Origin of the sequence: Paenibacillus sp. USHLN196 (assembly GCF_037144955.1) — a bacterium.
GTDB classification, from domain to species: Bacteria; Bacillota; Bacilli; order Paenibacillales; family Paenibacillaceae; genus Paenibacillus; species Paenibacillus xylanexedens_C.
The window spans coordinates 229,559-242,490 of the sequence record NZ_JBBCYH010000005.1; the positions used below are offsets into that span (position 1 = coordinate 229,559).

Consider the following 12,932-nt stretch of genomic DNA (forward strand, 5'->3'; position numbering starts at 1 on the left):
AACTTCCGTACCATCAGCCTATGACCCACAGCCAGACCCTGTTACAGTTTCATCGCACGTTCCATAACCGCCATGCGGATCGGAACGCCGTTTGCCATCTGCGGGAAGATCCGCGATGCTTCACTCTCCACAACCGCGTCATCTACCTCGACATTGCGATTCACAGGAGCAGGGTGCATGATAATCGTACTTGGTTTTAGGCGTGACGCACGTTCTTCCGTCAATCCGTAGTGTTCGCGATAATCCTCAGCTGAAGTAATCAAGCCATGTTGATGACGTTCCAATTGAACACGGAGCATCATGACTACATCTGCATCCAGCGCTTCTTCAAGACCGACATAAGGAGCATGCTCTGCGAGTTCCGATGCTTGCATCGTTGATGGTGCACAGAATCGTACATCTGCACCAAACTTTTGCAGCGCCCAGAGGTTGGAGCGTGCTACCCGACTATGCAGAATGTCACCAATAATGGAGACACGCAAGCCCTTCAATTCGCCAAATGCTTTCCGCATTGTGTAGAGATCCAGTAGTGCCTGCGTGGGATGCTCATTGTTACCATCTCCGGCGTTAACGAGTGGTACATTCACTTTCTGAGCCAATTGTTGCAGAACGCCTGCCGGTTTTAACCGGATCACGCCTGCATCAATGCCCATCGACTCAAGTGTGCGTACCGTATCGTAGATGGACTCTCCCTTTTCCACACTGGATGCCGCTGCCGTGAAGTTCAGCACTTGTGCGCCCAAGCGTTTCTCTGCCATTTCGAACGAGAAGCGGGTACGTGTGCTGTTTTCGAAGAACATATTGGCGACGAAGCGTGATTCCAGTACTGGAACCAGTTTCTCTTTCTGGGCTTCCCAGTGAGCTGCTCTGTTCAGAATCGACTCAATTTCTTCTCGGCTAAGTTCCTTCAGTCCAAGCAAGCTCCGGTCTCTCAATGCTGGTTGTGTAATCATCATGCTTGTTCCCCCCGGTTCTGAGTGATTTTGACTTCGTCCTGTCCATCTGTTTCCATGAGTGCAACCTCGATCTCCTCTGATTTGGAAGTCGGCACATTCTTGCCGATAAAATCAGGTCGAATCGGAAGTTCCCGGTGTCCACGGTCTGCGAGTACAGCCAGCTGAATGTTCTGCGGTCTTCCACAGTCCATCAGGGCATCCATCGCTGCGCGAATCGTCCGTCCGGTATAGAGCACATCATCGAACAAAATCACTTTTTTGTTGTGGATCGAAAGTGATTCAGGTGTCATAATCAACATTTCCTTGCGATTCGCTTTATTTTCGTCCAAGCGGTCATCGCGGTAAGGAGTCACATCCAGTTCTCCCCAGGGGACTTTGGCGCCTTCGATTTCTTCAATCTTGGCGGCAATCCGTTCAGCCAGGTAAACCCCGCGTGTACGAATACCGACCAACACACAATCGTCGATTCCTTTGTTTTTCTCCAATATTTCATGGGCAATCCGTGTTAATGCGCGGCGGATCGCCGTCTCATCCATAATGACATGTGTCTCTGTGCTCATGCGTTCAGCCTCCTCAGGATTTCCCTTCAGCATCATGGCCCCGTGACGAGGAGAACAAAAAAAGACTCCTTGCCGTGTTTATTGGCAAGGAGTCTCCGAACTTCAGAACGCTCTGAAGAAAGTTTACTCTCGGGGATGCATCGCTTCATTTGCCGCAGCAAAAAACGATGTATCGTTCACGTTACCTTGCCAGTCTCACGGGACTGATTTAAAGGTGCTATTCATGTCGTTCATATTGCAGGACCTCACAGGGTTCTGTACTCAATATGTCCGTTTGTCTTCATGAATTATGACAGAAAGACAACCCTCTGTCAACACCTCACCATTGCAGGTGAAAATCCTCTGCTACGTACTTCTTAGAATCAGCAGTTAGGCCGAAAAACATCCATGCACATTACATCTCATTGGTTATTCATAATTATACAACAATTCTGCATATTTATCCATAGGCAAATGAGAAATTTGATATTGCCAAAATAAACCTCTTACTGTACTCAAGAAGAGATAAAACACTTCTTTTAGAACAAACGGTGAGTTTCCATTTTACGCAATAATATGAAGGCTCTGAATTAGTACCAAGTGAAATGGGTACAGTTTATAAACATGAACCCATTCATAGATGCTGCAATAATGCCGATATACATAAGATTCACAAATATGCGACATAGAAATAAGATACGCCCTACATTTATTAACATTTAGGAGGAAGCCATGCGTCACATTTGGCACGTTTACAAAACAGACTGGTTGCATATTTTAAAGGTTCCCACAGGTATATTTCTAATTGTGGCTATTATTTTGCTACCCGGGGTGTATGACTGGGTCAATGTGAAATCCGTCTGGGACCCATACAGTAACACTCAGGGGATCAAAATTGCAGTGACAACCGAGGACGAGGGTGCAACTGTTGAAGGAACCAATGTTAATATCGGAGACGAACTGGTATCCAGCCTCAAACACAACGAAAAGCTGGGCTGGACTTTTGTAGATCGAGCTGAAGCTAGTCGAGGGGTACAAACAGGAGAATATTATGCCAGCCTGCTCATTCCCGGAGACTTTTCGTCCAAAATTACAGGTATCGTTGACGGAAAGCTGGAACGTCCAGAGGTAATCTATACCGTTAATGAGAAGGTGAATGCCATTGCTCCTAAAATCACAGGCTCTGGTGTATCTGCCATAACAACACAAATCAATGAAAATTTCACTGAATCCGTCAGTGAGGCCGTTCTAACCAAGTTGAATGAAGCCGGGGTTGAGATTAATTCCCAGATTCCAACATTACGCAAGATGGAAAATGGCATTTTCACGCTGGAGAAAAATCTTCCGGCCATACAAGCCGCTGGACAAAAGGTTCTGGAAGTAGAAAAAGCCATGCCTGAGATTGTAAAAGATGCTCAAAAGATCGTTGAAATCGAGAAAAAACTGCCTGAAATCAATGAAGCAGCACAGTATGTGCTCAAGGTGCAGGAGTATTGGCCACAAATTAATGATGCGGCTTCCGAAGTGCTGGCTATTCAAGGGCGGATACCGGATATACAAAAAGCGGTAGAACGCATTCGAGAAGTGGATGAAAACTTTGGCCAGGTATCAGATGTCATCCAAACGGCGTTGGATAAAACCAACAAAGCTCTGTCTATCGTAACGGCAGCAGAGCAAGATTTGGACAAAGTATCACAAATCGCTGGCAACGGGATTGAGCTTGCAGAGGGATTAAATCAGTTCGTGGATTCCAGTGAAGAAGCGTTTCAGACAATTGGCCCGGCGATCCGCCAAAATCTGCTGCTGGTGCAGCAGATTACTAATGCTGCAGGAGACGTATTTGCACAATTGCAAAATTCGGATCTTAATAACCTTCCTACAGCAGAAGATCTCGACCGGATTGCTTCGCGTTTAGGGATTGCGGTACAACTCGTCGACAATATGGCAGAACTATTGGGCAACATCAATAAATTGCTTCCAAGCCAACCGCTTGCCGATAAAATTACACAACTGAACTCCATTTCAGATAAACTTCAGTTGCAAATCCGCTTGGCTGGCATCATCAGTGATGCTATGCGTCGTAATACAACTCCACCGACAGACGTCATCGCTCAGTTAAATACACTCTCGAAGGATATCAGCAGCGAGATTGGCAATATCTTAAACACCTATGAAAGTGAAATATCGCCTGCACTTGCAGCTGGTGCGGATAAGCTCAGGTCTACCCTCTCCACTTCAGCAGAAACTCTACAAGGAGCAAAAGATCGTATTCCGGATATTGCGGACATTCTTGCATCTGCCAAAGAAGGAATTACGTTTGGGCAGACCGAGTTGACAAAAATCCAGAGCGAACTGCCTCAAATACAATCTAAGATCCATGAGATATCAGAGACACTCGCGAACAAAAGTGAAGGTTTTATCCAAGCTCTGAACACAGTGTCTTCATTAATTCGAAACGATCTGCCCAAGCTGGGAAACAAACTGAACGAAGCAGCTAATTTTGTTCGTAATGATCTGCCTAATGCCGGGAAACAGATAGGCAAGGCATCGGATTTTGTCCAGAACCAGCTTCCGGAGGTCGAAAAAGGAGTACATCGTGTTGCCACGCTGGTACGTGATGATCTGCCAGCATTGGAAAGTGCCATCAGCAAGGCTGCTGACAAACTTCGGGAGGTCGAAGGTAATAACCAGTTTGCCGAACTTGCCAAACTTTTGCGTGGCGATATCGAAGAAGAAAGTGCTTTCCTTGCAAGTCCGGTGCAAATCAAGGAACAACAGCTTTACCCGATTCCGAATTATGGATCGGCCATGTCACCATTTTATGGCGTGCTATCCTTGTGGGTGGGCTCAACACTGTTGATTTCTCTGCTTCGTGCCGAAGCTGAGAATCCGGGGGGCAAGTTTCGGGGATATGAGTTGTATCTTGGACGTCTCGCTACTTTTCTGACCATTGGGTTACTTCAGGCGATATGCGTCACCCTGGGAGATATCTTAATCCTGGGTACCTATGTCGCAGATAAACTGTGGTTTGTCCTGTTTGCCATGCTGGTGAGTGCCGTATTTGTCACCATAACGTACACCCTGCTGTCCGTTTTTGGGAATATCGGAAAAGGGATCGCCATCATCTTCATGGTGTTCCAGTTCTCCAGCTCCGGCGGTACGTTCCCAATCAGCATGACATCACCCTTTTTCCAGGCATTGAATCCGTTCATGCCCTTCACGTATGCGATCAGTCTGCTGCGTGAGTCGGTCGGCGGCATATTGTGGTCTACTGCCATCAAGGATATTCTGTGGTTGTGTATGTTCATCGCGCTGAGTCTTATCGTTGCACTTGCTTTGAAACGCCCACTCAGCAGTCTCACCAAACGTTCAGCCGAGAATGCCAAGAAGACCAAAATTATTGCTTAACTCATGTGCTGGATACTAAAATAGATAAGGCCATTGGACTTTCCATCCAATGGCCTTTCTTATTTCCTTATATGAATCGATACTTTTTGACTATTTCACTGAGCGCTCCTGTTCCAACTGATCATAGGATTGCTTGATTGTTGTTAATGTTTCTACATGGCGATAGATGTTGTTACTTGCCGTAACGATAACACATAACATGATCAAGCCTATAACCACTTTTTTCCCCAATCCCGGACGAAGACTGATGACAAAACCTCCACCCAACAGGAAGAACGCAAACAGATAATGCCCCGCATACAGGTACATATCATATTGAAATACAGCCAGACCAAAGCCCACGACTACATGAAGCAAAAAAGCAAACAGAATATATGGCACAAGGGTCCACACTTCACGTTCACGAATGCCCTTAATGAAGCCCATGAGTGCCAGTAGTAAAATAAAGATACCTGTAATCTGCACGTAGAATGGATTGGAACGGGACAGATCCGTAACAAAGGCTGCCATGCCAGGGTCCAGCAAATGCATCTTCGGTGTCAGCATCGGATTAATGGTCAGCATGTTCAATGCTTTCCAATGAACAGCGAACTGGAATGGCGTTGCATAGCTGGTTCCGCCATTTTGTATGCCCAACAGCCAATTACTAACCCAGCTCTTACTTCCAAATGCAACATACTGAATCCCGGTAAACACGGCAATGATCAGAACTGCAAACGCCATAATACCAATATATTTCTTCCACCCCGCCTTATTGCGCCATGCATTCATATTGAAGAATGTGGCAGCAGCAAACGGTACGATGTTTGTCGAGGTTAGCCCGAAGTTAATCGATGCAAGCAATGCATTGGGTACATAACGTACGTCCTGACGCTCACGAGTATACTGCATGTAAACCACTGAAAACAGAATAACGAACTGTACATAAGGATACGAATCCGGGATCAACGCGGTATACATCAGGTAGGAACTGAAACCAAACAACAAGGCGAACAGCAACGGTGTGATCGTCGGTTTGTTTTCTTTTTGACTCAAGAACAGATACGCCAGCACCACCGAACCCGCATTGATCAGCGACTGCAAGATTAGAAAGAACCAGTTGCCTCCCAGGAACTTCGCTACAGCCGCAAGGGTAACTGCCAGAAAGGAAATGAGCGGATGGATAACAGAAGAACTGTTGTCCCCATAATACATTGAAGGATCAAAGTTGAATAAATTGATTGGAAACAGCGTCGTGTTAAAAGGGGTATACTTCCCAAGCAGTTCTGCATTATTTTCAATGTACAGAACGTACGAGCCGTTCATTAAGCCATAGAACAAAGCAAATCCCGCAAACAGGTAAAAGGCTGTCCAGTTGGCTCTTCGATTATAAAATAAGTAATCTAAAAAGTTCATGCTTTCATTTCACATCCTGATTAATTAAGTTCTAGAACACCAATAAACATAGGCCACCCATAATACATGCCACACCGATCCAGCGTAAAGGGCCCACTGCCTCTTTAAATACCAGCCGCGCTATGATGAGAGTCCACACATATGTTAATGCGTTCGCAGGCAACACTACGGTTAATGGAAGAAACTTCAACAATACAATATTCAGCAACGCACCCGTTCCGTAGAATCCAAGTCCCATGAGTACATGCAGGCGATTGCGACTAGATGCATAAGCTTTCAGTCCGGCCCCGCCCAGTGCACCACACAACGTCATGACAATTAATACGGCAACCATCCAGCTATCGATCAACACTGGTTAATGTCACCCCGATTCCAAGCAGCACAACTGCTGCCAGCTTCTGCACCGTAATTTCTTCACCGAGCAAGAAATATCCATAGATTAAAGCAAACACGTAGCTGGCACACATTAGAGGATAAGCAACAGAGAGTTTTTCCAGAGCAAAAGCTCTGATCATTAGAATCGCTCCAAGTCCATAACATAGAAAACCAACACCAAGGTAAATCCATTCGGTTAGTCCCCATTTCCAGAACAATTGACCCGTCGCTGTTAGAAAAGCGGAGACGAGCATTAACCATTTACCTGTATGACGTGATTTTATTTTCCCCACGTTAATGCCTCCATGTCCGGAACACGCTTGTTAATAAAGTATCGCTGACTCACAAGCTCCATGACCGGAAGGTCGGATAAGGAGTCCGAGTAGGAACATGACTGATCATAGTCAATTACCATGTTCTTCTCACTCAGATAAGCCTGAATGCGGCGCACCTTCTCTTCCCCTTTGCAATTACTGCCTTCAATTCTGCATGTGTAACCATTCGCATGACGGATGAGTTCAGTCCCAATTACATGATCCACCCAGGGAAAGTTTTTAAAATATTTCATGTAGGCATGCGGAGACGCGGTGACCAGCAAGACATGGTAGCCTGCTTCCTTGCGATGCTGCATCTCCACACTGGCCTCAGCAAAAATGGACGTACGCAAGCGAGTATCAAAGAAATGCTCCAGATCTTTTTCAGACATGCGCTCAATTTCTTGAAAATAGGAACGCTTAACTTCTTCAACCGTCATGAATCCAGCCTTGAATAACACCGTATGTAATGCAATGACAGGCAATCTCCATACCTGCCAAGGGTAACGCCGAACACCATAATGCACAAATTGAAACATGGAATCACTGCGTATAATCGTTTTATCAATATCAAAGATCGCGACTTTCGTGCTTTTCACCCTGATCCCCCTCAGCCTTTATTCAAAGATAGTAAAGATTGTAACAACACTTATCACATACAATATAACCGTAATTAATATGGGCTTGTCCTCAAACAGCACACGATCAGGCGAGCCCCCCTGGTTTTTCATATGGATCAGATACAAGTAACGGAACATGCCGTAAATGACCAGCGGAATTGTCCACATCAGATGAATGGTTCGATCTGAAGTGAATGTGAACAGGGAGTAGCTGATAATCGTAGCTGTCGTCACAATCGTATTAAATTGGTCCAACAAGGTAATGGAATAGTTATCCAAAACTTTACGATGTGATCCTGTGTTCCCTTCAAGCAAGGTAAGTTCATTTCTTCGTTTGCCAATGGCCAGAAATAACGACAGCAGCATTGTACAGATCAAAAACCATGGTGTGAAAGGTACATGAATCAGTACACCACCGGCAATAGCACGAAGTACAAAACCCGCTGCAATAGTCATCATATCCAAGATAACGAGATGCTTCAGCACAAAGGAGTATGACACATTCAACAGGAAATAAACGATACATAATACCCCGAATAGCGGGTTCATTACGAAGGCTATTCCTACGGAAAGGATTAACAGGATAGTGCCGAACAATAAAGCATGAGCCGGATTCACCTGACCCGAAGCAATGGGACGATACTTTTTCACTGGATGCTGCTGATCCCTGTCCCGATCCACAAAGTCATTCAAAATATAAACACTGCCTGCAACGAGGCTAAATAGAATAAAGCCAAGCAACGTCGCAAGAATGGTTTCCGTCCGAATCTCTTCAAAAGAGAAAAGTAACGCAGCAAATAACAGCAGATTTTTAGTCCACTGTTTGGGTCTTAACAATCTGATTAATCCTGAAATTGTACTTCCATTTTCTGTAGTCGGTGAGGACACGGTACTCGTTCGTGAGGATAACAATTGTAATAACTCCCTTCAAAAACAACTTCTGTATATAACAAATAACGTAAAGATCTAATCATATGTTGCTTGTATAATTTTGTAAAGGGAGTAAATGAAAAAAATCTAATATGGACATAAAAAAAGAGACCGTTTCCGGTCTCTTCGTTTGTACGTAATGAAGCTATAGCGTGCTGCAATTAAAATTCGAATTGTACGTCGCTCAGACGACGCTTGATCTCAGCGATAACACGTTTCTCTTCCTCTTCACCTTTAGCTTCAAAGGTAACGGAGAAACGAACAAAGTTACCCGCATCATCCCAAGGTACGGACGAGATCAGTTTCTCACGGATCAGGAATTGGGAGAAATCTTCGCCCGATTCGAAGCGACGTCCGCCAACCACACCTTTTGGTGCTTCAACATACAGGAAGAAGGAACCTTTTGGTTTTTCAGCCTGGAAGCCCAGTTCATTCAGTGCTGCAACGAGCATGTCGTGACGACGGGAATATTTCTCTGCAATTTTTTCCGTGATCTCAGGGTGATTCAAACCATATGCAGCAGCTTTCTGAATCGCGATGAACTGACCGGAGTCGTTGTTGTCCTTCACGTCGCTGAATGCTTTGACTACAAGCGGATTACCCGCTACGAAGCCAATTCTCCAACCCGTCATATTGTAGGACTTGGACAGAGAATGCAGCTCGACGCCGACATCCTTCGCACCAGGTACCGACAGGAAGCTGAATGGTTTTTTGCCATCATACGTCAATGCTGCATACGGAGCATCATGGACCACGACTACGTTGTATTTCTTCGCCCACTCCACTACTTCAGTGAAGAACTCTACTGTCGCACTTGCGCCAGTCGGATTGTTCGGATAGTTCAGATAGAGCAACTTCGCACGTTTTGCGATATCTTCCGGAATAGCCGTCAGATCAGGCAAGAAGTTGTTCTCCTTCGTCAATTGAATGTTGAACACTTCTCCGCCCAGATACTTTGTATGTGTGCCCATAACCGGGTAACCTGGAACGGTCATGATCGTCACATCACCCGGATTGATGAAGCATGAAGGCATCATCGCCAAAGCCGGTTTAGAACCAATGGAGTGCACGATTTCAGCATCTGCATCGATACCTTCTACGTTGAATACGTTTTTCAGGTAAGAAGCAGCAGCAGCTTTGAATTCAGGAATACCATTATCGGCATAACCACGGTTCTCAGGTCTGGAAGCTTCTTCTGCAAGTGCAGCGACAATGCCTGCATCAGCCATCTCGTCTGGTTCACCTACACCAAGGTCAATCAGTTCCACATCGGGAAAATCTTTTTTGGCCGAAGCTTTGGCGCGTTTGATTTTCTCGAATTTATAAATGTTCGTGTCTTTACCATAGTTGGAGCCACCGATACGGTCGGCAAAATTAGTCTGAATGTAAGTTTCTTGATATTTATCGATACTCATAACGTTGTTCATCTCCTCATTTGACGCAAATTTCTACACTTAAATATGAAGGATTTGCGTATTCAAAGCCATGGACAAAGTATCTGAACATTTGTACTTTCTTGGAGCTGTTAACGACTGCGCAGTGAAGCAAGTACGTCTTCCATATCCTGTGGAAGCGGAGCTGTAAATTCAAGATATTCTCCCGTGGTCGGATGCACAAATCCAAGAATGGCAGCATGAAGAGCCTGTCCTTGCATTTTAATTCCTTTATTCCGTCCATACGTGGGATCTCCGACAAGCGGATGACCAATAAACTTCATGTGAACCCGAATCTGGTGGGTACGCCCTGTCTCCAGTTTCAATTCCAGCAAGGTGTAGTCATTGATCCGCTCCGTAACGGTAAAATGCGTAACCGCATGTTTACTGTTGCGTTCCGTGACCGTATACATTTTGCGGTCATTGGTATCTCGTCCAATCGGAGCATCGATGGTTCCTTGGTCATGATTAAGATGACCATGAACGAGCGCGATATAACGTCTGTTCACCGTATGGTCCTTCAACTGAGCAGCCAGCGAGGCATGCGCACGGTCGTTCTTGGCAGCCATAATGAGACCCGACGTATCCTTATCAATGCGATGTACAATACCTGGGCGCAATTCCCCATTGATACCTGAAAGGTCTTTGCAGTGGTACATGAGCGCATTGACGAGCGTCCCAGACGTATGCCCTGGTGCTGGATGCACCACAAGACCACGCTGTTTATTGATCACGATCAAGTCGCTGTCTTCATATACCACTTCCAGCGGAATATCTTCGGCAATGATCTCAACAGAAGTTGGTTCAGGAATCTGTAGTTCAATCAGATCACCTTCGGATAACTTGGCATTGGCTTTGACTACAGCACCATTTACCGTAACGAACCCGTCTCCAATCCACAATTGAACTTGGGAGCGAGATACGTTGTCCACAGCTTCCGTAATATATTTATCAATTCGTTCCTTCTTATGTTCAGCGGCAACGGTCCATTCCATACGCTCATTGCCATTCATTAGTTCTTCGTCGTTGATCTGTTCCTCATTCGGATTACTCATGATGTTCATTCCCTTCAATCTTCGCGGCTGCTTTTTCGCGCCGTCCTTCAAGCAGCGTCTCCACAATGATCAACGCTACACCGATACAGATTGCCGAGTCGGCGATGTTGAAAATGGGAAACGTGTAACTTCCAAAGTTAAGCTGTACAAAATCCACAACTTCTCCGGTCAAAGCCCGGTCAAGGAAGTTGCCGATCGCTCCCCCCAGCACTAAACTAAGCGCCACAGGCAGCAATTTGTGCGGGGTATCTTTTACCTTTTGCAAATACCAAATCAAGGCAACGACTACAATCACCGTAACCACAATAAAGAACCAACGCTGGTCTTGCAGAATGCCAAAAGCTGCACCTGAATTGCGATGTGATGTGATGACAAAGAAATTGCCAATGACCGGAATTTCTTCTCTGAGTTCCATCCGGGTTGCAATCAGGAACTTGGTTCCCTGATCCAATAAAAATACGATAAAAGCGAGGATATAATACACCACGTTTGTTTGTCACTCCGTTCTTGTCTTTTCCAAACGATACCAGGCTTACGCCAGACTTGTTTATTGTAGCACAGCTGTTTGGAAATCGTCCACGACGCCCTGTGTTGCGATGCTCTTGGCAAAAACGATAACATTTCCCTTCTGTAATCCAGTCCTTAATGGTACATCCTACAATAGAGTCAAAATCCGGATTCCACACGGAATAGAAAGGGGAAAACCATGTCGCATTTTACTACTGAACAGCTGCAATCTTTACGATCCCAATTGATGACCGATAAGCGCGATATTGAACATAGACTGTCGGAAAACGAACATTATGGCCTCGGAGACTCACTCAAGCTACAGACGGGTGAACTGTCACCGATTGATAACCATCCTGGTGACATCGCTACGGAGGTCTATGAACGTGAGAAAGATATTTCCCTGCTGGAACACGATGAGTTCCAATTGGAGCGTATCGACTCGGCACTGCACTCCATCGAAGAAGGGCATTATGGTACGTGCGCAGTATGCCAGCAACCCATTCCATATGAACGTATGGAGGCTGTGCCCTACACCAAATATTGCAAAAAACATCAACCCGAAACGGTTGTCTCCGAAAACCGTCCTGTAGAGGAAGAGTTCCTCGCCCCGGCCTTTGGTCGAACAAGTCTGGACGAACGGGATGACCAAAATGGCTTCGATGGCGAGGATGCCTGGCAGATCGTTGAGAGCTGGGGCACATCGAACTCACCAGCCATGGCTGAAGGACGTGATATTGACAGCTATGATGTTATGGCCATTGAAGCCACAGATGAAGTGGAAGGCTGCGTTGAAGCGTACGAAAGCTTTGTGGCAACAGACATCTATGGTCATGACGTATCCATCGTGCGCAATCGGCAATATCGCCAGTATCTGGAGAATCGTGAAGGCGATGGTCTATTAGAACCGGACACGGAGACGGAAACGGATGACATGTATTAATTGCACCTTAATATCAAGCCCTACATGGCTTAGTAGGTGTTCATATCAAGCTGGCGTTGGACAATGCGAACAATATCAGCGATGTAGTCCCCAACAATAGGAAGATTGAGCGCCCCAAGCAGCTGTAAAACATAAATGATCGTTGCTGCGAAAAAGGTGAACCCAATTGCGATCCCCACACCTCGTGCGGCTCCAGACAACAAGTTCAGTCCAATCAGCTTCCAGGGTCTGTTTAGCAATTCCGTGTATTGCGCAATTCGGGAACGCTCCAGTTCATTAGCCAGTCGGTTAGTCAAGGTATGTAACTCTTCAATTTTGTCATGTGAAGTCAGATCATCTGATGTCGATTGTGAAATGGATGCAGATTGCTTGTCATCATGTTCGCTCATGTTTGCTCAGTTCCTTTGATCAATATAGATTGACTGTACAATAGAATCATTTCCTTTTTGCCTAAAAA

At 45.6% G+C, this 12,932-nt stretch carries 13 protein-coding genes; 2 read left to right on the forward strand and 11 right to left on the reverse strand.

Translation table 11 applies throughout. From position 1 onward, the window contains the following. Window positions 1-41: 41 nt before the first annotated feature. A complete protein-coding gene (locus tag WFI24_RS14525; RefSeq protein WP_336762241.1) occupies window positions 42-953 on the reverse strand; it encodes an aspartate carbamoyltransferase catalytic subunit in 912 nt (303 codons plus the stop codon). Continuing rightward, the gene (gene pyrR, locus WFI24_RS14530) at window positions 953-1,516 is read right to left on the reverse strand and encodes a bifunctional pyr operon transcriptional regulator/uracil phosphoribosyltransferase PyrR (protein ID WP_017687330.1); all 564 of its coding nucleotides are present in this window, start codon (window positions 1,514-1,516) and stop codon (window positions 953-955) included. The genes WFI24_RS14525 and pyrR overlap by 1 nt, the downstream gene beginning before the upstream one ends. Window positions 1,517-2,227: 711 nt before the next feature. Here pyrR and WFI24_RS14535 point away from each other — a divergent pair. Continuing rightward, entirely contained in the window at window positions 2,228-4,903 is a 2,676-nt protein-coding gene (locus WFI24_RS14535; protein ID WP_336761840.1) for a YhgE/Pip domain-containing protein, read from the forward strand. A 90-nt stretch (window positions 4,904-4,993) separates the two neighbouring features. On the opposite strand, the gene WFI24_RS14540 is transcribed toward WFI24_RS14535, so the two are convergent. The 8 genes from WFI24_RS14540 to lspA all read right to left on the reverse strand — a co-directional run bounded on the left by WFI24_RS14540 (window position 4,994) and on the right by lspA (window position 11,512). Further along, a complete protein-coding gene (locus WFI24_RS14540; protein ID WP_336761842.1) occupies window positions 4,994-6,298 on the reverse strand; it encodes a DUF6080 domain-containing protein in 1,305 nt (434 codons plus the stop codon). Between the two features lie 31 nt (window positions 6,299-6,329). Beyond that, window positions 6,330-6,650, reverse strand: coding sequence for an EamA family transporter (locus WFI24_RS14545; RefSeq protein WP_336761843.1), 321 nt, complete (start codon window positions 6,648-6,650; stop codon window positions 6,330-6,332). Further along, the gene (locus WFI24_RS14550; RefSeq protein WP_336761845.1) at window positions 6,637-6,966 is read right to left on the reverse strand and encodes an EamA family transporter; all 330 of its coding nucleotides are present in this window, start codon (window positions 6,964-6,966) and stop codon (window positions 6,637-6,639) included. Before WFI24_RS14550 ends, WFI24_RS14545 begins: the two co-directional genes overlap by 14 nt. Beyond that, a complete protein-coding gene (locus WFI24_RS14555) occupies window positions 6,954-7,586 on the reverse strand; it encodes an HAD family hydrolase (RefSeq protein ID WP_336761847.1) in 633 nt (210 codons plus the stop codon). The genes WFI24_RS14550 and WFI24_RS14555 overlap by 13 nt, the downstream gene beginning before the upstream one ends. 18 nt (window positions 7,587-7,604) lie before the next feature. Beyond that, entirely contained in the window at window positions 7,605-8,495 is an 891-nt protein-coding gene (locus tag WFI24_RS14560; protein ID WP_336762242.1) for a decaprenyl-phosphate phosphoribosyltransferase, read from the reverse strand. A 203-nt stretch (window positions 8,496-8,698) separates the two neighbouring features. Next, window positions 8,699-9,952, reverse strand: coding sequence for an LL-diaminopimelate aminotransferase (locus WFI24_RS14565; RefSeq protein WP_336761849.1), 1,254 nt, complete (start codon window positions 9,950-9,952; stop codon window positions 8,699-8,701). A 110-nt stretch (window positions 9,953-10,062) separates the two neighbouring features. Next, window positions 10,063-11,025 (reverse strand): RluA family pseudouridine synthase, encoded by a 963-nt coding sequence (locus tag WFI24_RS14570; RefSeq protein WP_440131281.1) that lies wholly within the window; start codon window positions 11,023-11,025, stop codon window positions 10,063-10,065. Beyond that, complete coding sequence (gene lspA, locus WFI24_RS14575; RefSeq protein ID WP_062835441.1) at window positions 11,018-11,512, reverse strand: signal peptidase II; 495 nt, start codon at window positions 11,510-11,512, stop codon at window positions 11,018-11,020. Before lspA ends, WFI24_RS14570 begins: the two co-directional genes overlap by 8 nt. A gap of 219 nt (window positions 11,513-11,731) precedes the next feature. On the opposite strand from lspA, the gene WFI24_RS14580 reads away from it, so the two are divergent. Then, window positions 11,732-12,475, forward strand: coding sequence for a TraR/DksA C4-type zinc finger protein (locus WFI24_RS14580; RefSeq protein WP_336761853.1), 744 nt, complete (start codon window positions 11,732-11,734; stop codon window positions 12,473-12,475). Window positions 12,476-12,504: 29 nt separating this feature from the next. Here the strand turns inward: WFI24_RS14580 and WFI24_RS14585 are convergent, their stop codons facing one another. Beyond that, window positions 12,505-12,864, reverse strand: coding sequence for a DUF5665 domain-containing protein (locus WFI24_RS14585; protein WP_145323152.1), 360 nt, complete (start codon window positions 12,862-12,864; stop codon window positions 12,505-12,507). Between the last annotated feature and the right edge of the window lie 68 nt (window positions 12,865-12,932).